Source organism: Bradyrhizobium sp. NP1, from assembly GCF_030378205.1.
GTDB lineage: Bacteria > Pseudomonadota > Alphaproteobacteria > Rhizobiales > Xanthobacteraceae > Bradyrhizobium.
Genome location: NZ_CP127385.1, coordinates 2544119 through 2562156, shown reverse-complemented (window position 1 = coordinate 2562156; position 18038 = coordinate 2544119). Strand labels below are relative to the sequence as shown.

Here is an 18038-nt window from a genome sequence, read left to right as displayed (position 1 = left end):
CCGCCCTTTTTTTCGGAACATATGCTGATGGAAGCGTTGCGCCCGGTGACGCGGAGAACCGTCGTTGGCGGCGTCGCAGCGTCGGCCGCCTCCCTCGCCTTGCCGCGTCTCGCCCGCGCCCAAAGCGCGGCGCGGATCGTCGTGGTCGGCGGCGGCTTTGCGGGGGCGGCCTGCGCGCGCGCGTTGCGCCAGATCGACCCGAAGCTCGGCGTGACGTTGATCGAGTCGAACCCGACCTACACCGCCTGCCCCGGCAGCAATGAGGTGATCGCCGGCCTGCGCGATATCGAGGCGCAGCAATTCGGCTATGACCGCATCGCGGCCAGTGGCATCACCGTGGTGGCACAGGCCGCCACGAAGATCGACGCGCAGGCGCGCAATCTCACCCTAGCCGACGGCACGTCGCTTACCTTCGACCGCCTGGTGCTGGCGCCGGGAATCGAAGTGCGCTTCGACGCCCTGCCCGGCTATGACGAGGCGGCCTCACGCAAGATGCCGCATGCCTGGAAGGCCGGCGAGCAGACCGTGCTGCTGCGCAGGCAATTGGAGGCGATGGAGGATGGCGGCGTGGTCGTGCTCGCGGTGCCCGCCAACCCGATGCGCTGCCCGCCCGCGCCTTACGAACGCGCCAGCCTCATCGCGCATTATCTGAAAGAAAAAAAGCCGCGCTCGAAGGTGCTGATCCTCGACGCCAAGGACTCATTTGCGCAGCAGAAGCTGTTCGAGAATGCCTGGAAGGAGCTTTATGGCGGGCTGATCGAACGGATCTCGATCTCGCAGGGTGGCCGCGTCACCTCCGTCGATCCGTCGACCAATACGATTGTCACCGAGTTCGGCGACTACAAGGCTGATGTGGCCAATGTGATCCCGCCGCAGCGGGCCGGACGCATCGCCGAGATCGCCGGCGCCACCGACCATACCGGCTGGTGCCCGATCGATCCCTCAACCTTCGCCTCGAAGCTCGTGCCCAACACCCATGTGATCGGCGATGCCTGTCTCGGCGGCGGCATTCCCAAATCGGCATCCGCCGCGAGCGCCCAGGCCAAAGCCTGTGCGGCCGCGATCGCCAGCCTGCTCTCGGGAAAAACGCCGGAGACGCCACGGCTTGCCGGCTTCTGCTACAACATTGTGGCACCGGATTATGCGTTCTCGCTCGCCGGCATCTACCAGCCGAAGGACGACATCTTCGCCGAGGTCGAGGCCGCCGGCACGAGCCCTGTCGATGCGCCGCGCGAGCAGCGCGCACGCGAGGCCGAGGCGGCGCGGCAATGGTTCAAGACCATCACGGGAGAGGCGTTTGGCTAGGCGGCTCAATCGACGCGCCGCGCTTGCGCTGATCCTGGCGCTGCCGTGCAGCGCGGCGGCGCAGGCACTCAAGCCCTACGCCGTCGTCGGCGACGGCATTCCGCAATCGCTCACCGGGGTGCCCGGCGATCCCGCGCACGGCCGGGCGCTGGTGCTCGACCGCACCTCGACCTGCATCCTCTGCCATTCCGGCCCGTTTCCGGAAACCCGGTTCCAGGGTGATCTTGCGCCCAGCCTCGCCGGCGCCGGGAGCCGCGCCTCGGCGGCCCAGCTAAGGCTGCGGCTGGTCGATGCCTCCCATCTCAATCCCGCAACCATCATGCCCTCCTATTACCGCGCCGAAGGACTAGATCGGGTTGGCCCCGCCTGGCGGGGCAAGCCGATCCTGTCCGCCGACCAGATCGAGGACATCGTGGCCTATCTCGTAACCTTGCGCGACTAGTACCGCCGATTTGAAGTCCGCCACACAGGCTTCCACGAATCGGCAAGGCGGACTTCAAATCGAAAGCGGTACTAGAACGTTAGCTTGCTAGTACCCTTTGCTTTCCGAAGTTCGTAAGAGGAGATTGCGGCAAATGACTCACGAACTTCGGAAAGCGGGTACTAGAGGCCTTCGCATGCGTCAGGGAGACCCATCCACCCGCCGCCGTTTCCTGAAGCTGACCGGCAGCGCCGCGGTTGCGGCCGCATTGCCCGTGATCACGCTGCGGCCACTGGAGGCGACGCCGGCCATGCTGGCTTCCGCGATCCGCAACGTCGTCGGCGAGGCCCCGGTCAGGACCGGCAAGGTCAAGCTCGACATCCCGCCGCTGGTTGAGAACGGCAATACCGTGCCGATGACGGTCAGCGTCGACAGCCCGATGACGGCGGAGGATCACGTCAAGAGCATCCACGTCTTCAACGAGAAGAACCCGCAGCCCAATATCGGCAATTTCTACCTGACACCGCAGGCCGGCCGCGCGCAGGTCGCAACCCGCATCCGGCTTGCCGACAGCCAGAAGGTGGTGGCGATCGCACAGCTTTCGGACGGCAGTTTCTGGCAGGCCGCCGTCGACGTCGTGGTCACGCTCGCCGCCTGCACCGAGGAGGTGATCTGATGCCGTCAGCCCTGATCAACGTCCCGGCCAAGGCCAAACGCGGCGATGTGATCGAGATCAAGACGCTGATGTCGCACATCATGGAGACCGGCTATCGCTATACGGCCGCTGGCGAAAAGGTCCCGCGCGACATCATCACCAACTTCAGTTGCCGCTTCAACGGCAAGGAGATTTTCCGCGCCGATCTGTTCCCGGCAATCGCCGCCAATCCCTTCTTCTCCTTCTTCACGGTCGCGAGCGAGAGCGGCAAGTTCGAGTTCGAATGGATCGGCGACAAGGGATTTTCCGAAACCGCGTCCGCCGCCATCACGGTCGAATGAAGGTTCTGCCGGCGATAGCTGTTGCGGCGCTGCTATTTGCCGCCGCGTCGGTCACCGCCGCGGACATCCCGCGCGACCAGCGCCGCTCCGGCTTCACCTTCATGGGGCCGGAAAGCCAGGTCATGCAGAACGACGAGACGGCCAATCCGGGCATGCTCTGGGTGGTCGACGGCGAGAAGCTGTGGAACGCCAAGGCCGGCAGCGCGGACAAGGCCTGCGCCGACTGTCACGGCGACGCCCGCGCCAGCATGAAGGGTCTCGCCGCCCGCTATCCCGCCTTCGACGCGGCGCTCGGCCGGCCGGTGGACCTCACGCAGCGCATCAACCTGGAGCGCAGCCGGCATCAACAGGCACCGCCGCTTGCGAACGAAAGCCACGACCTGCTGGCGCTCACCGCCTTCGTCGCCGCGCAGTCGCGCGGGCTTCCGATCACGGCCGGGGAGGATCCGCAGCTCAAGCCGTTCGTCGCGCAGGGCCAAAGACTGTTCATGCAGCGGCAGGGCCAGCTCAACCTCGCCTGCGCCAACTGCCATGACGACAATTGGGACAAGCGCCTCGCCGGCTCGCCGATCACGCAAGCCCATCCGACCGGCTATCCGGAGTACCGGCTGGAATGGCAGTCGCTCGGCTCGCTGCAGCGCCGGCTGCGCGCCTGCATCTTTGGCATCCGCGCGCAACCTTACGACTATGGCGCGCCGGAGCTGGTGGCGCTCGAGCTCTATCTGATGACGCGCGCCAGCGGCATGGCGATGGAGACACCGGCAGTACGGCCATGAGGCGCACCCGTACTGCCGCGCGCGCAAATCTCCCATGTTTCCAGCCGGTTGTACTTCGCTCCTGCAGCAGACTATTGTTCTGTGGCTTCATCCTGTTTCTGAAGCCGCCCGCCTCTTGCGCCAATTGACATCGCCAGCGCATCCCCTTCACTGATCCAATCCGCATCGCACGGAGTTCGCCAGATGACGCTGATGGAGGTTGGGCTCGACGACAAATACCGGCTCGAGACCAAGCGAATCTATCTCTCAGGCGTCCAGGCGCTGGTGCGGCTGCCCATGTTGCAGCGCGAACGGGACCGGCGCGCAAACCTCAGCACCGCGGGCTTCATCTCCGGCTATCGCGGCTCGCCGCTTGGCATGTACGACCACGCGCTGTGGCGCGCGAAATCCTTCCTGCAGGCGCAGGACATCGCCTTCGTCCCCGGCCTGAATGAGGACCTTGCCGCAACAGCGGTCTGGGGCAGCCAGCAGGTTGGCCTGTTTCCGGGCGCCAAGGTCGATGGCGTGTTCGGCATCTGGTACGGCAAGGGACCGGGCGTCGACCGCTCGGTCGATGCGCTCAAGCATGCCAATTCGGCCGGCTCCTCGCGCCATGGCGGCGTGCTGGCGCTCGCCGGCGACGACCATGGCTGCCAGTCCTCGACGCTGGCGCATCAGAGCGAGCAGGTGTTTGCCGCCGCGCTGATCCCGATCCTCAATCCGTCGACGCTGCAGGATTATCTCGACCTCGGCCTCTATGGCTTTGCGCTGTCGCGCTATTCCGGTTGCTGGGTCGGCTTCAAGGCGATCTCCGAGACGGTGGAAAGCTCCGCCTCGATCGACAGCGACCCGTCGCGGATCGAGATCGTGACGCCAAGCGATTTCGAGATGCCGCCCGACGGCCTCAACATCCGCTGGCCCGATCCGCCGCTGGAGCAGGAACGGCGGCTGTTCGGGGCGAAGATGGCCGCGGTTGCAGCCTTCGTGCGCGCCAACAAGCTCGACAGAATCGTGCTCGACGCCAAGCCGGCGCGGCTCGGCATCATCGCAACCGGCAAGGCCTATCTCGATCTGCGGCAGGCCATGGCCGATCTCGGGATCACCGACCGCGAGGCCAAGGCGCTGGGACTGCGCATCTACAAGGTGGCGCTGACCTGGCCGCTGGAAGAGGAAGGCGCCAAGCGCTTCGCCGAGGGCTTGCAGGACGTGCTGGTGGTCGAGGAGAAGCGCGGCTTCATCGAGGACCAGCTGATGCGCATCCTCTACAATGTGGATGCCTGGAATCGGCCCACCGTGGTCGGCAAGCGCGACGAGGCAGGCCGCCCGCTACTGCCGAGCGAGGGCGAATTGACGCCGACCATCGTCGCTTCCGCGCTGATGGCCCGGCTGCGGCGGCTCGGGCCGCCGAACCCGGTGCTCGAGCAGCGTCTGGCGCGGCTGGAGGCCTTCGACGCCCCGGTCGCGGCGAGCACGCCCATCACGCTGCAGCGCACGCCCTATTTCTGCTCGGGCTGTCCGCACAACACCTCGACCAAATTGCCCGAGGGCAGCCGCGCCATGGCCGGCATCGGCTGCCACGGCATGGCGCTCTACATCCCGGCGCGGCGCACCGCGACCATCACGCATATGGGCGGCGAAGGTGCGAACTGGATCGGACAGGCGCCCTTCACCAGCGAAGACCACGTCTTCCAGAATCTCGGCGACGGCACCTATACCCATTCGGGCCTGCTGGCGCTGCGCGCCGCGTCAGCCGCCGGCGTCAACATCACCTACAAGATCCTCTATAACGATGCGGTCGCAATGACCGGCGGTCAGCCCGCGGAAGGGCGCTTCAATGTCGCGCAGATCGCGCACCAGGTCTGGGCCGAGGGGACGAAGCGGCTTGCGATTGTCTCCGACGATCCCGACAAATACCCCGCGAACTACTTCCCGCCCGGCGCCACCGTGCATCACCGCCGCGAGATGGACGCGCTGCAGCGCGAATTGCGCGAGGTCAAGGGGCTGTCAGCCCTGATCTACGACCAGACCTGCGCGGCCGAGAAGCGGCGGCGCCGCAAGCGCGGGCTCTATCCCGATCCGCCCAAGCGCGTCTTCATCAACGATCTCGTCTGCGAAGGCTGCGGCGACTGCTCGGCCGCCTCGAACTGCGTCTCGGTGCAGCCGCTGGAGACCGAGTTCGGCCGCAAGCGCCAGATCGACCAGTCGAACTGCAACAAGGACTATTCCTGCGTCGAGGGGTTTTGCCCGAGCTTCGTCACCGTGCATGGCGGCACGCTCAAGCGCGCCAGGAATACGGCGGTCGATTCCGGCCAGCTGTTCGCCGACCTGCCGCTGCCGCCGGTACGCCCGCTCGACGGCCCCTACAACATCCTCGTCACCGGCATCGGCGGCACCGGCGTCATCACCATCGGCGCCCTGCTCGGCATGGCCGCCCATGTCGACGGCCGCGGCTGCTCCGCGCTCGACTTCACGGGCCTTGCGCAGAAGAACGGCGCGGTCATGAGCCATGTGCGGATCGCGCCCAGGCCGGAGGACATCTCGACCGTCCGCATCACCTCGGGAGGCGCCGACCTCATCCTCGGCTGCGACATCGTGGTGTCCGTCAGCGACCCCGCGCTCAGCCGCGCCGAGCGCGGTGTCACCAAAGCCTTCGTCAACGCCGACCTGCAGCCGACCGCGAGCTTCGTGCAGAATCCGGACATCGATTTCGAGATGGGCGCGATGCGGAGTGCGCTGCGCGACGCCATCGGCGACAACAATCTCGACATCATCGACGCCACCGGCATGGCGACGACGCTGATGGGCGACAGCATCGCGACCAACGCCTTCATGCTCGGCTATGCCTTCCAGAAGGGGGCGATCCCGCTGTCGCTGGAAGCGATCCTGCGCGCGATCGAGATCAACGGCGCCGCGATCGAAATGAACAAGCAGGCCTTTACCTGGGGCCGGCTCGCCGCGCATGACCTGTCGCGGGTGCGCAGCGTGCTGCAGTTCCGCACGCGTCCGGCGACCGCAACGCGGACGCTCGACGAGACCATCGATCTGCGCGCGGAATTTCTGACCGGCTACCAGGACGAAGCCTATGCCGCGCGCTACCGCGAAGCCGTCGGCAAGGTGCGCAAGGCGGAAGGCGCCGTTGCGCCCGCCTCGACCGAATTGACCGAAGCGGTCGCGAAAAACCTGTTCAAGCTGATGGCCTACAAGGACGAATACGAGGTCGCGCGGCTCTACACCGACGGCAGCTTTGCCAGCAAGATCGGCGAGAAATTCGAAGGTGATTTCAGTCTCAAGTTCTATATGGCGCCGCCGATCTTCGCGCGCCGCGACAAGAGAACCGGCAGGTTGCAGAAGCAGGAATTCGGCGGCTGGATGATGTCGGCCTTCCGCCTCCTGGCGCGGCTGAAATTTTTGCGCGGCACCGCGTTCGACATCTTTGGCCGTACCGCCGAGCGCAAGGCCGAACGCAGGCTGGTCGAGGATTATTTCGCGATGATCGACGAGCGCACGGCTGGCCTGAAAACGGAGCAGATCCCGCTGCTGGCGCGGCTTGCGCGCATTCCGGAAACGATCCGCGGCTACGGCCACATCAAGGAAGCGAGCATGGCCAAGGCCGCCGCCGAGCGTTCGCGGCTGAAAGCGGAGCTGGAGAACAGCCGGTTTGCGGCGGCAGCGGAATAGCGCTGCTAGGGCGTGATACGATCAAGTTAAGTTGTTGCCGGATCGCCAATCCACCTCTCCCTTGTGGGAGAGGCATAGGCCGCCTTCGGCGGCCGTTCTTTGAAGACGACGCCGAAGCGCAGCTTCGGCTATGTCGCATCGGAAGATGCGATCCGGGTGAGGGGTTTGCCTCCACAGACAAATAGCCCCTCTTGCATTCGCCTATGGACAAGCTTTCACGATATTGTCGAGACAATCCTGCAGCTCGAAACGCATCCCTCGATCCATCTCGAGATTTTTCAGCCTGAGCTCTCGATCGTTTACAAATTCTCGCAGCTTTACGTACGTCTCATTGAGGGCAGTCCCCAATTCGCCGTCAGCTTCGAATACCAGATCGTTCAATTCATCGTGCGAGGTTTCCCCACCATCCAACACGCGCATCAGAATGCCAATGACGTCCTTTATGTCTCGCTCCATGGCAGTCCTTTGTTCAAGCGTGATGCCGACAAAGATCGAGGCGCAGGCTCAAGCAGCGCGCCCCGCAGGCTTGCGCTCGACCGGGTGGATCGCCAGAGAACGCAGGCGGCCGAGCCGCAGTACGTCCGTCTCGAGCGTGCGGTCGATGCGGTCGCGATCGAGCGCGCGGATCAGGTCGTCGACACCCTTGATGTCGACGCCGTCCAGCTTGATGACGACGTCGCCCGGCAACAACCCGGCCTTCGCCGCCGGCCCGTCCGGCTCGATCTGCGCCAAGAGCGCGCCCATCTTGTTCTCGACGCCGGCCACAACCGCGTGCCGCCGCGGGATCGGCGCGGTCTGGCCGGATACGCCGATATAGGCGCGCCGGACATAGCCGTGGCGGATGATCTCCGACAGCACGAATTGCGCGGTGTTGCTCGCGACCGCAAAGCAGATTCCCTGCGCGCCGTTGATGATCGCGGTGTTGATGCCGATCACCTCCGATTTCGACGACACCAGCGGCCCCCCGGAATTGCCGGGGTTGAGCGCGGCATCGGTCTGGATCACGTCCTCGATCATCCGCCCGCTCACCGAGCGGATCGAGCGGCCGAGCGCGGAAACCACGCCCGCGGTGACCGTCGACTCGAAGCCGAGCGGATTGCCGATCGCGACCACGAGCTGGCCACGCCGCAAGGTCTTGGAGTTGCCGAGCGAGGCGTAAGGCAGGTCGCGCACGCCGTCGGCGCGCAGCAGCGCGAGATCGGTGTCGGGGTCTACGCCGAGCACGCGCGCATCGGTGACGACGCCCTCGATGTCGCGGAGCCTGATTTCCTTCGAGGTGCCGACGACGTGGCTATTGGTGAGAACCAGGCCGTCGGGCGAGATCACGATGCCGGAGCCGAGCCCGCCGCGCTCGCGCGGATTGCGGACCTTCGGGCCCGTCTCCACGCGCACGACCGCCGGGCCGACGCGGTCGGTCACGGCGATCACGGCGTTTGAATAGGCGTCGAGCAGCGCCTGGTCGTTGTCGGGGGTACGTTCAGTCGCCCGCGATGACGCGCCGTTATCCGGGAGGGCAGAGGTCAAATCCAACATGGCGAAATTCCTTTGGCCACATCAGATGGTTACCCGGCGTAAGCCGCGCAAGCCTAGCCAACCGGCTAGTGGTTCCAGCATTCGCAAGCCTGTCTCCCAAAGTGGAGAGCGAATGTCAGAATTGGACCATTAGTCCCCCGCCCCCGCGACGCGCCCTCGCAAGGCCTTCACCGTCTCGGCCGAGACGGGGGAAGCCGCGTTGCCCCAGGAATTGCGGACATAGGTGACGACGGCGGCGATCTGCTCGTCGCTCAGGCGGAAGCCGAGAGAGGGCATCGCTGGCGCGGTCGGCCGCTCGTCGGTCGAGGCGGCACGGCCGCCCGCAATCACGATGCGGATCAGGGAAGCCGGATCGTCCTGCGTCGCGATCACATTGCCGGCGAGCTTTGGAAACATGTGCTCGACCCCGGCGCCGGCGCGGGTATGGCATGCCGCGCAGCTGTCGACGAAGATCGCCTGCCCGACCTGCATGCGCGCGTCCGTCTCCGGCAGCGGCGCCGGCGCGGACGGGCCGGCCGCGCCGCGCTCCTTCAGATAGACCGCGATCGCCTTCAGGTCCGCATCCGGCATTTTCGAGGTCGAATTCTCCACCACATCCTTCATCGGGCCGCTGGCGAGGCTGGTGCGGCTCTGGCCGGTCTTCAGGTACTGCACGATATCGTCGACCGACCATTTGCCCAGTCCCACATGCGGGTCGTTGGTGATGTTGGGCACGGTCCAGTTGTCGATCTGGTTGCCTTCGAGATAGCGCTCGTTCTTGCCGGCGCCGAACGCGTTGAACGGCGTATGGCACGCGCCGCAATGGCCGAGCCCCTCGACCAGATAGGCGCCGCGGTTGAACTCGTCGGAGCGTTTCGGGTCGGGCACGAAGGCGCCGGGCTTGAAGAACAGCGCATTCCATCCGACCATCGACAGGCGGATGTTGAACGGGAACGGCAGCGTGTTGCGGTTGACGCGATTGTCGACAGGAGCAAGCGAGCGCAGATAGGCGTAGATCGCGTCGAGATCCTTGCGCGTCACCCTGGTGTAATAGGGATAGGGAAACGCCGGATAGAGGAAGGTGCCGCCCGGCCGCCGGCCCTCATGCATGGCGCGCGCGAAATCATCCGCCGACCAGCTTCCGATCCCCGTCGCGTTGTCAGGCGTGATGTTGGGCGTCATGATCACGCCAAACGGCGTTTGCAGCGCGAGTCCCCCGGCAAACCGCCTGCCGCCGGGCACGGTGTGGCAGGCGGTGCAGTCGCCCGCGGTCGCCAGCGCCTTGCCGCGCTCGACGTCGGTAAAGGTGTCGGGATCGGCGATGGCGCGTTCGGCGCCAACCAGCAAGACGAGCGCGAGCGCGCCGCACAGCGTCGTAGCCCGCCGCAAGCCTGTCATGACGCCCCTCACGGCTGCACCAGCGGCGCGGGCGACTTCAGATAGTCGAAGATCGCGTCCAGCGCCCAATAGGTCAGCGCGCCCACCGTGCCGGTCGGGTTATAGCCGGCATTCTGCGGGAAGGCGGAAGCGCCCGTTACGAACACATTCGGCACGTCCCAGGATTGCAGGTAACGGTTGAGCACGCTGGTCCTGGGATCGCTGCCCATGATGGTGCCGCCGGTATTGTGCGTGGTCTGGTAGGGCACGACCGACCACGGTCCGACCAGGCGGCCGATCTGCGTGGTCTTGGCGCCCATCGCCTTCGCGATCTCGTCGCAACGATCGGCCATCCAGTTCGCCATCTTGCGCTCATTGTCCTGGTAATCGAAGGTCATGCGCATCAGCGGACGGCCGAGCGGATCCTTGTAGGTCGGATCGAGGTCGAGATAGTTGTTGCGGTAGCTCATCACGCTGCCCTGCGCGCCGACGGTGGTGACGCGCTGATAGGTGTCGTGCACCGCCTTCTTCCAGGCGCTGCCCCAGGTCGGCGTGCCGCGCGGCGTCGGGTGATAGAGGATCGGCCGTCCATTGGTATAGGCGCAGGTGATATTGGCGCCGCCGACAAAGCCGTGCGGGCCGTGATCGAAATTGTCGCTGTTGTAATCGTCGAGCGCCGCGCCCAGCGAACCCGCCGCCGCGAACGGATTGAACTTGGCGTCCTCGAAAAACGCCGTCGAACCGGAGCCGGTCTGGTAGGCGTAATTGCGCCCGACCACGCCCTCGCCCGTCGCGGGGTCGAACGGCCTGCCGATGCCCGACAGCAGCAGCAGGCGCACATTGAACAGGCTGTAGGCGCAGATCAGCACGAGATCGCCCGGCTGCTCCCACTCCTCGCCGCTCGCATCGACATAGGTCACGCCGGTCGCCATCTTGCCGTCGCCGGACAGGTTCACATGCATCACCTCGCACTCGGTGCGCGCCTCGAAGGTCGGCTCGCGCACCAGCGCCGGCAGCACGCAGGTCTGCGGCGAGGCCTTGGAATAGTTGGCGCAGCCGAACCGCTCGCAGAAGCCGCAATAGGTGCAGGGCGCCATGCTGCAACCATACGGATTGGTGTAGGCGATCGAGATGTTCGCCGACGGCCGCGGGAACGGATGCAGCCCCATGCCGCTCGCGGCCTTGGTGAACAACTCCTGCGCGTAGCCCTGCCGCATCGGCGGCGTCGGATAGTCGCGCTCGCGCGCGCCCTCGAACGGATTGCCGCCCGGTTGGACCTCGCCCTTGATGTTGCCGGCCTTGCCGGAGATGCCGGCGACGCGCTCGAACTTGTCGTAGTGCGGCTCGAGGTCTTCATAGGAGACCGGCCAGTCCTGGATCTGGTTGCCCTCGGGCAGGATCGCTTCGCCGTAGCGCTCGATCATGTGGCTGCGGATGCGGAAGTCGTCGGGCAGGAAACGCCAGGTCTGGCCGTTCCAGTGCACGCCGGCGCCGCCGACGCCGTTGCCGGGCAGGAAGCTGCCCCATTTGCGGATCGGCAGCGCCGTCTGCGACGGGTTGTTGCGCATGGTCAGCGTTTCCTGCTTCGGACGCAGGAAGATGTCGTGGCGCACCGCATAGCGCAGCTCGTCGGCGGCGGTCCCGATGTTGAAATCGGAGGCGGTGTCGCGCCACGGCCCGCGTTCGAGGGCTACGACCTCGAGCCCGCTGCGCGAAAGCTCGTAAGCCAGGATCGATCCGGTCCAGCCGAGGCCGACGATGACGACATCCTTGCGCGGAAGACGGCGGGCCATCAGCGTTCTCCCCAGGCGGCGCGGCCCTGCATGGAAACCGGCGGCAGCGTGTAGGCCTGGTTCGGCTTCTCCATCACGTCGCGAAAATCGTAGCGCACGCCGGGGAAGCCGACGAGCTTCCAGCCGACCATGTCGCGATTGCCGCCATAGATCGGATCGGCGAAATAGCCCTCGATGGTGTTGGTGTAGAGCGCGGAAAACAGCATGCGACTCGAGAAACCCTTGAACTGGACTTCGCTCTTTTCCATGGCCGCGATCAGCTTGTCCTTTTCGTCCGAATTGAGCTCGGTGAAGCCGCGGCCGCCATAGCTCTCCTTGCAATAGGCTTCGAGCGCGGCGAGCCCCAAGCGGTACTGCTGGCGCGGCGTCAGCGGCGACTGCAGGCCTTGCGACGGCAAGGGCGTCGCGGAGAACGGTCCCTGCATATAGAGCCAGTCGTGCCCGCCATAGGGTCCGGTCAGCTGGCGGTCGATGAAGGTGGTGACGCCGGCGTCCTTGGCGCCGGCGCCGAGTTCGTCGGTCGGAATCAGGCGATCGACGAAGGCATCGACAATGGTCGCTTCGGCCGGCGTGAAGAACAGATAGCCGCCGGGCACGACCGGGGTGACCGGATAGGCTTCGTTCGGCTTCCAGGGCAGCACTTTCGTGACGACCCGCGCGCCCGCGATCGAAGTCGTCATCAGAAGGGCTGCGCTGGCAAGCAGGCTGCGGCGTGTGACGCCGGAATGAGACGCATGCCGTTGCGGCGGTTTCCGGTTCGGCTGTCGGGCATCAATTCCAGGCATCATTCCCTCCTACCCCCGACCGGCGCGACCGATCTTGTACAATTGGCCGGTTCATTTCACGCGTCGCCACATCGGCGGCCGCGCCTTGACAGGATCGAGCAACGACCAATCGCCCTGCTCGAGCGGATAGCCTTTCGGGAACGGCGGCCGCAGCTCGAGGCCAAGCGAACGCAGGACACGATCGTCGCGATAGTAGCATTGCAGCACCACGCGGGTGAGCGTGCTTGCGGAAATGCCTCCCGTGCTGCGGAATTCGCTCGCGACCTCGTCGCGCTTTTCCCGATCGAGCTCGGCGAGCGGCCGGCCCGCGAGCCGCGCCAGATGATCGAGCGCTTCCGCGACACGCTCGATGTCGCGCCCGAGCGTCGCCAGGATGTCCGCCTGGATTTTCTCGTCGTCGGCGCCGGGCACGCGATATTGCTCGCTCGCGGGGACGATCATCGCGGCGACGGCGCGCAGATCGCTGCGCTGGCGCTGGGTCAGTGGCGCGGGAGCATGCATGGACATCTTCAATCGAACAGGTCGGCGAGGCGGCGCTTCATCTGGTCGGCAATGTAGAGCGCGATGGCCTGAATGGTCGAGGTCGGATTGACGCCGCCAGATGTCACGAACACGCTGCCGTCGACGATGAAGAGGTTCTTGACGTCATGCGAACGTCCCCATTCGTTGACGACGGAGCGTCCGGGATCAGTCCCCATGCGCGCGGTGCCGAGCAGATGCCAGCCGCCATAGAGGATCGGGCTGTTGACGCAGATATCGCTGGCGCCGGCGGCGGCGAGCACTTCCCTGGCGCGCGCGATGCCGTGCTCCATCATCTTCGCGCTGTTCTCGCTGATGGTGTAGTCGACCTTCGGCGCGGGGATGTCGTGACTGTCCTTGAGGACAGGATCGAGCGTGACGCGGTTGTGCTCCTCGGGCAGATCCTCGCAGATCGCGGAGAGCTGTAGCCGGTGGCCATTGAGCTTGCGGAACACCGCATGATGCTGTTCGCCCCAGGGCAGGACGCCCTTGGCCTCGCTCTGCACCGCTTCCATGACGGGCCCCATGCCACGCCCGAACTGGAAGGCGTAGCCACGAACGAAGCCGCGCGCGCGGTCAGTCTCGTAGAATTCCTTGCTCCACAGGCAGGTCGGCGGGGCGCGGTTGCTGTCGGTGAATTCGTCGACATAGCCATAGACCTGCGCATAGGGGTGGAACATCAGGTTCTTGCCGACGAGGCCGCTCGAATTGGCAAGCCCGTTCGGAAAGCGCCCCGATGCGGAGTTGAGCAGGAGCCGCGGCGTGCCGATGCCGTTGCAGGCGACGATGACGACTTCGGCCGGCTGGAATTGCTCGATGCCGTCCTTGTCGTAATAGACCACGCCGGACGCCATGCCGTGCTCGTTGGTCACGATCTCGCGCACCCGGCAATGCGTGCGCAGCTCGACGCCGGCGCGCTGGGCCAGCGGCCAATAGGTGATGTCGGTGGAGGCCTTCGCACCCTGCGCACAGGCCGGCGTGCAATGGCCGAGGTTGATGCAGCGTGCCCGCCCCTCATAGTCGGTCGTGGCAACCGTGGTGTCCGACGGCCACCAGTGCCAGCCGAGCTTGTTCATGGCTTGCCCGAGCATCGCGCCGGAGCGCCCGAGCGGCAATGGCGGCATCGGTGGAGTGGTCGGCGGAAAGGCGGGATCGCCCGAAAGGCCCGAGACGCCCATGATGCGGTCGTTCTCGGCAAAGAACGGCACGAGCGTCTCGTAATCGATCGGCCAGTCGTCGGCGACGCCGTCCAAGGTCCTGACCTTGAAATCGGAAGGATGCAGGCGCGGGAAATGCGCCGTGTACATGATGGTCGAGCCGCCGACGCCGTTGAAGTTCACCACCTTGATCGGCGAGTTGTCGTCGTTGATGGGATAGTCCTCGGGGCGCGCGCGGATGTTGGGGCTCGGCGAATAGTCGCCAAAGAAGCGGGCTTCCCAGTCCCGCCCCGTGCTCGGATAGTGCGCCGGGTTCATCCAGCCGCCCTGGTCCATGCAGAGGATATGCATCCTGGTCTCGGCGAGGCTCCAGGCGACGGCTGCGCCGGAAGCGCCAGCGCCGATGATCAGGACATCGACCGGATCGTTCATGCAGGCATTTCCTCCGGGCTCGACGATAGGATCAGAGCGGGCGATCAGTCAAAGCGTGGTGCGCCGCGCAGCCGACAAGGCCGCAATCGCGCAGCGCATGGGAGAACGAATGGCGGAATCGGACCACTGGCATGACCGCGCTTTCCGGATATGGTAGGCGATCGGGATTGGCGTCAGGCATCCCAGCGAGTGCGCATGCGTTCAGGACATTTTTATTGGTTTTTTCCGCTGTTGCTCGGCTTGTCCGTGGCAATAGCCGAGGCGCGCGCCGCGACCGCCGTGGTCAAGGACGGCAACACGATCCAGTTTGGCGATACCACCTATCGGCTGGAAGGCGTCGACGCGCCGGAGCTCGACCAGATCTGCATCGACGATCATGCCGATCCCTGGACCTGCGGCGTCGAAGCCCGGGACCAGTTGACCCGGCTGATCGCGGGACGATCAGTGCGCTGCGATGACCAGGGCCCCGACCGGATTTTCAAGCGGCGCCGCGCCGGCGTCTGCAAGGTGGAAGGCGAAGCCACGAGCCTCAATCAGCTGATGATTCGCCAGGGCTTTGCGCTGGACTTCGAACCCGCCGCCAGGGGCCGCTTCCTGCAGGATGAGGCGGCGGCCCGGGATGCGCGCCTTGGTCTGTGGAAGGGCTGCTTCGTGGCGCCGGCCGAATTCCGCGAGCGGGAGAAAGACGGCGCCCTGCGCGGCGCCGCCTGCCGCACCGATCGTGACCGCCAGATCCGCGAGGTGCTGTTTCCGGACGGTCTTGCGATGCCGTCGGCCTGCAACATCAAGGGCAAGTTCGCGGTGCGGGCGCGGGTGACCGGCAATATCGGCATCTACCATTTGCAGGGCTGCGCAAGCTATCCGGGCACCCAGCCGGATCGCTGGTTCTGCTCCGAGGACGAAGCCCAGGCCGCGGGCTTCCGCCGCGCCTTTAATTGCCGCGCCAGAACCGGCAGCCGGGAGTGAACGTCATGCGCCTGAAGGATCGCATCGCCATCGTCGTCGGTGCCGGGCAGAGCCCCGGCGAAGGCATGGGCAACGGCCGCGCCACCGCGCTGACCTTTGCCCGCGAGGGCGCCAGGGTGCTGTGCGTCGACCTCAACCTTGCGTCCGCGCAGGAAACCGTCGACCTGATCGCCGCCAAGGGCGGCACCGCGGCAGCCTTCCAGGCCGACGTCACCCGGGATGCCGAGATCAAGGCGATGATCGGCGAGGCGCTGGCGCGCTGGGGCCGCATCGATATCCTGCACAACAATGTCGGCGTCAGCCTCGCCGGCGGCGACGCCGAGCTGCTTCAATTGACCGAGGAGGCTTTCGACCGCTGCGTCGCCATCAACCTGAAGAGCTGCATCCTCGCCGCCAAGCACGTGATCCCGGTGATGCGAAAGCAGGGCAGCGGCGCCATCATCAACATCTCCTCGATGGCCGCGATCACCACCTACCCCTACGTCGCCTACAAGGCGACCAAGACCGCGATGATCGCGTTCACCGAACAGCTCGCCTACCAGAACGCCGAATACGGCATTCGCGCCAACGTCATCCTGCCGGGACTGATGGACACGCCGATGGCGGTCGACACCCGCGCGCGCGAATTCGGCAAGACCCGCGCCGAGGTCGCCGCCGAGCGCGACAGCAAGGTGCCGTTGCGGCGGAAGATGGGTACGCCCTGGGACGTCGCCAATGCCGCGCTGTTTCTGGCCTCCGACGAGGCCAGCTTCATCACCGGCGTGACGCTGCCGGTCGACGGCGGGGCCAGCGTGCGGCGGGGTTAATTCGTCCTCGCCCGCCGGCCGCGGCCGCGGCTGCGGCCATAGGTAAAATAAACCACCAACCCGATCACGAGCCAGATCGCGAATCGCAGCCAGGTATCTTCGGGCAGCCCGAGCATCAGCGCGATCGATGTCAGCGCGCCCGCCGGCGCGACCACCCAGATCAACGGCGCGCGGAACGGCCGCTTCAGCGCGGGATCGATGATGCGCAGCGCGAGCGTTCCGGCGGAAACAACCGCAAAGGCGAACAGCGTGCCGATGCTGACGAGCTCGCCGACGAGCCCGATCGGCAACAGCCCCGCGAGCAGTGCCGCCGCCGCGCCGCAGCCGATGGTCGCAACATGGGGCGTCTGGAAGCGCGGATGGATTTTTGCAAGGACCTGCGGCAACAGCCCGTCATGGGCCATCGCGCGGAAGATGCGCGGCTGCGCCATCAACATGACCAGGATCACCGAGGTGAGACCGAGCACGATGCCGAGCTTGATCAACGGCGACAGCCAGCCGATCCCTGCGGCGTCGATGCCGACGGCGATCGGATCGGGCACGTTGAGCCTGTCGAAAGGCACGATGCCCGTCAGCACGAAGCCAACCGCGACATACAGCACGGCGCAGATCGCGAGCGAGCCGAGAATGCCGATCGGCATGTCGCGGTTCGGCTCTCTCGCCTCCTGGGCTGCGGTCGAGATCGCGTCGAAGCCGATATAGGCGAAGAACACCACGGCGGCGCCGCGGATCACGCCGGACCAGCCAAAGACACCCTCGCCGGCATTCGGCGGAATGAAGCGCCCTTCGGGATTGGCCGCGGTCACCCAGTTCGCGGTCGTGACCGCATGTGCGGCCAAGGCGATGAACAGGAAGATCACGATCAGCTTGACCGCCACGACGAAGCTGGAAAACCGCGCGGATTCGCGGATGCCGATCACAAGCAAGGCCGAGATGAGGACGACCACGATGATTGCGGGCACGTTGAGGATGGCGCCGGTCGCGGCCCATGTGTGCGTCTGGGAATCGAAGGAGAGCGGCGCGGAGACGAATTGTGCCGGCAGAGTGATGCCGAAATCGCGTGCGAAGCTGACGACATAGCCCGACCAGCCGATCGCGACCGCGATGGCGCCCACCGCATATTCCAGGATCAGGTCCCAGCCGATGATCCAGGCGATCAGCTCGCCGAGCGTGGCATAGGCGTAAGTGTAGGCGCTGCCGCTGATCGGCACGGTCGAGGACATCTCGGCGTAGCAAAGCCCGGCGAAGGCGCAGGCGACCGCGCCGAGCACGTAGGACAGGGTGACGGCCGGGCCGGCATTGGCCGCCGCGGCATGGCCGGTGAGCACGAAGATACCCGCCCCGATGATGCCGCCGACGCCGAGCACGACGAGGTTGAGCGCGGACAGCGTGCGCTTCAAGGGCTGCACCTCGTCGCCGGCGCCGGCATGCGAGGCTTCCGCCAGAAGCTCAACAATGGATTTCCGCGCCCAGACGTCGGTCAATCATGCCTCCGGCAAGCAATTTGCGTCGAACAGTGAAGGCCGCCGCGCATCG

Annotated in this window: 16 protein-coding genes; 8 read left to right on the top strand and 8 right to left on the bottom strand. The window is 65.8% G+C overall.

Features of this window, described 5'->3' with window-relative positions; translation table 11 throughout:
• The first annotated feature begins 27 nt into the window (after positions 1-27).
• The 6 genes from QOU61_RS12215 to QOU61_RS12190 all read left to right on the top strand — a co-directional run bounded on the left by QOU61_RS12215 (position 28) and on the right by QOU61_RS12190 (position 7155).
• The gene (locus tag QOU61_RS12215) at positions 28-1305 is read left to right on the top strand and encodes an NAD(P)/FAD-dependent oxidoreductase (RefSeq protein WP_289658656.1); all 1278 of its coding nucleotides are present in this window, start codon (positions 28-30) and stop codon (positions 1303-1305) included.
• Positions 1298-1747, top strand: a complete 450-nt coding sequence (gene soxX / locus QOU61_RS12210; RefSeq protein WP_289658654.1) for a sulfur oxidation c-type cytochrome SoxX — start codon at positions 1298-1300, stop codon at positions 1745-1747. Before QOU61_RS12215 ends, soxX begins: the two co-directional genes overlap by 8 nt.
• Before the next feature lie 175 nt (positions 1748-1922).
• Positions 1923-2402, top strand: coding sequence for a SoxY-related AACIE arm protein (locus QOU61_RS12205; RefSeq protein WP_289658652.1), 480 nt, complete (start codon positions 1923-1925; stop codon positions 2400-2402).
• A complete protein-coding gene (gene soxZ / locus QOU61_RS12200) occupies positions 2402-2722 on the top strand; it encodes a thiosulfate oxidation carrier complex protein SoxZ (RefSeq protein WP_289658650.1) in 321 nt (106 codons plus the stop codon). The genes QOU61_RS12205 and soxZ overlap by 1 nt, the downstream gene beginning before the upstream one ends.
• Positions 2719-3498 carry a sulfur oxidation c-type cytochrome SoxA gene (soxA, locus tag QOU61_RS12195; protein WP_289658648.1) on the top strand — a complete coding sequence of 260 codons (780 nt, stop codon included), beginning with the start codon at positions 2719-2721 and terminating at the stop codon, positions 3496-3498. The genes soxZ and soxA overlap by 4 nt, the downstream gene beginning before the upstream one ends.
• A 183-nt stretch (positions 3499-3681) precedes the next feature.
• The gene (locus QOU61_RS12190) at positions 3682-7155 is read left to right on the top strand and encodes an indolepyruvate ferredoxin oxidoreductase family protein (protein WP_289658645.1); all 3474 of its coding nucleotides are present in this window, start codon (positions 3682-3684) and stop codon (positions 7153-7155) included.
• A gap of 201 nt (positions 7156-7356) precedes the next feature.
• Here the strand turns inward: QOU61_RS12190 and QOU61_RS12185 are convergent, their stop codons facing one another.
• The 7 genes from QOU61_RS12185 to QOU61_RS12155 all read right to left on the bottom strand — a co-directional run bounded on the left by QOU61_RS12185 (position 7357) and on the right by QOU61_RS12155 (position 14730).
• Positions 7357-7611: a hypothetical protein gene (locus QOU61_RS12185; RefSeq protein WP_289658644.1), complete on the bottom strand. Its 255-nt coding sequence runs from the start codon at positions 7609-7611 to the stop codon at positions 7357-7359.
• A 48-nt stretch (positions 7612-7659) separates the two neighbouring features.
• Positions 7660-8688 (bottom strand): S1C family serine protease, encoded by a 1029-nt coding sequence (locus tag QOU61_RS12180; protein WP_289658642.1) that lies wholly within the window; start codon positions 8686-8688, stop codon positions 7660-7662.
• 129 nt (positions 8689-8817) lie between these two features.
• On the bottom strand, positions 8818-10065 hold the full coding sequence (locus QOU61_RS12175; protein WP_289658640.1) for a cytochrome c: 1248 nt from the start codon (positions 10063-10065) through the stop codon (positions 8818-8820).
• A gap of 8 nt (positions 10066-10073) precedes the next feature.
• Positions 10074-11837, bottom strand: a complete 1764-nt coding sequence (locus QOU61_RS12170; RefSeq protein ID WP_289658638.1) for a GMC family oxidoreductase — start codon at positions 11835-11837, stop codon at positions 10074-10076.
• Positions 11837-12622, bottom strand: coding sequence for a gluconate 2-dehydrogenase subunit 3 family protein (locus tag QOU61_RS12165; RefSeq protein WP_289658636.1), 786 nt, complete (start codon positions 12620-12622; stop codon positions 11837-11839). Before QOU61_RS12165 ends, QOU61_RS12170 begins: the two co-directional genes overlap by 1 nt.
• A 51-nt stretch (positions 12623-12673) precedes the next feature.
• The gene (locus tag QOU61_RS12160) at positions 12674-13123 is read right to left on the bottom strand and encodes a hypothetical protein (protein ID WP_289658634.1); all 450 of its coding nucleotides are present in this window, start codon (positions 13121-13123) and stop codon (positions 12674-12676) included.
• An 8-nt stretch (positions 13124-13131) separates the two neighbouring features.
• Positions 13132-14730, bottom strand: a complete 1599-nt coding sequence (locus tag QOU61_RS12155; RefSeq protein WP_289658632.1) for a GMC family oxidoreductase — start codon at positions 14728-14730, stop codon at positions 13132-13134.
• A 195-nt stretch (positions 14731-14925) separates the two neighbouring features.
• On the opposite strand from QOU61_RS12155, the gene QOU61_RS12150 reads away from it, so the two are divergent.
• Both QOU61_RS12150 and QOU61_RS12145 read left to right on the top strand, forming a co-directional pair.
• Positions 14926-15696: a thermonuclease family protein gene (locus tag QOU61_RS12150; RefSeq protein ID WP_289658631.1), complete on the top strand. Its 771-nt coding sequence runs from the start codon at positions 14926-14928 to the stop codon at positions 15694-15696.
• Between the two features lie 5 nt (positions 15697-15701).
• Positions 15702-16502, top strand: coding sequence for an SDR family NAD(P)-dependent oxidoreductase (locus QOU61_RS12145; protein ID WP_289658629.1), 801 nt, complete (start codon positions 15702-15704; stop codon positions 16500-16502).
• Here the strand turns inward: QOU61_RS12145 and QOU61_RS12140 are convergent.
• Positions 16499-17986: an amino acid permease gene (locus QOU61_RS12140; protein WP_289658627.1), complete on the bottom strand. Its 1488-nt coding sequence runs from the start codon at positions 17984-17986 to the stop codon at positions 16499-16501. The genes QOU61_RS12145 and QOU61_RS12140 overlap by 4 nt on opposite strands.
• Between the last annotated feature and the right edge of the window lie 52 nt (positions 17987-18038).

What these genes read in the sequence shown, in the direction of transcription:
- QOU61_RS12170 (WP_289658638.1), bottom strand. Translation starts at nt 11,837, where the DNA reads ATGGCCCGCCGTCTTCCGCGCAAGGATGTCGTCATCGTCGGCCTCGGC.
- QOU61_RS12175 (WP_289658640.1), bottom strand. Translation starts at nt 10,065, where the DNA reads ATGACAGGCTTGCGGCGGGCTACGACGCTGTGCGGCGCGCTCGCGCTC.
- QOU61_RS12180 (WP_289658642.1), bottom strand. Translation starts at nt 8,688, where the DNA reads ATGTTGGATTTGACCTCTGCCCTCCCGGATAACGGCGCGTCATCGCGG.
- QOU61_RS12155 (WP_289658632.1), bottom strand. Translation starts at nt 14,730, where the DNA reads ATGAACGATCCGGTCGATGTCCTGATCATCGGCGCTGGCGCTTCCGGC.
- soxA (WP_289658648.1), top strand. Translation starts at nt 2,719, where the DNA reads ATGAAGGTTCTGCCGGCGATAGCTGTTGCGGCGCTGCTATTTGCCGCC.
- QOU61_RS12145 (WP_289658629.1), top strand. Translation starts at nt 15,702, where the DNA reads ATGCGCCTGAAGGATCGCATCGCCATCGTCGTCGGTGCCGGGCAGAGC.
- QOU61_RS12205 (WP_289658652.1), top strand. Translation starts at nt 1,923, where the DNA reads ATGCGTCAGGGAGACCCATCCACCCGCCGCCGTTTCCTGAAGCTGACC.
- QOU61_RS12215 (WP_289658656.1), top strand. Translation starts at nt 28, where the DNA reads ATGGAAGCGTTGCGCCCGGTGACGCGGAGAACCGTCGTTGGCGGCGTC.
- QOU61_RS12185 (WP_289658644.1), bottom strand. Translation starts at nt 7,611, where the DNA reads ATGGAGCGAGACATAAAGGACGTCATTGGCATTCTGATGCGCGTGTTG.
- QOU61_RS12150 (WP_289658631.1), top strand. Translation starts at nt 14,926, where the DNA reads ATGCGTTCAGGACATTTTTATTGGTTTTTTCCGCTGTTGCTCGGCTTG.
- QOU61_RS12165 (WP_289658636.1), bottom strand. Translation starts at nt 12,622, where the DNA reads ATGCCTGGAATTGATGCCCGACAGCCGAACCGGAAACCGCCGCAACGG.
- QOU61_RS12190 (WP_289658645.1), top strand. Translation starts at nt 3,682, where the DNA reads ATGACGCTGATGGAGGTTGGGCTCGACGACAAATACCGGCTCGAGACC.
- QOU61_RS12160 (WP_289658634.1), bottom strand. Translation starts at nt 13,123, where the DNA reads ATGCATGCTCCCGCGCCACTGACCCAGCGCCAGCGCAGCGATCTGCGC.
- soxZ (WP_289658650.1), top strand. Translation starts at nt 2,402, where the DNA reads ATGCCGTCAGCCCTGATCAACGTCCCGGCCAAGGCCAAACGCGGCGAT.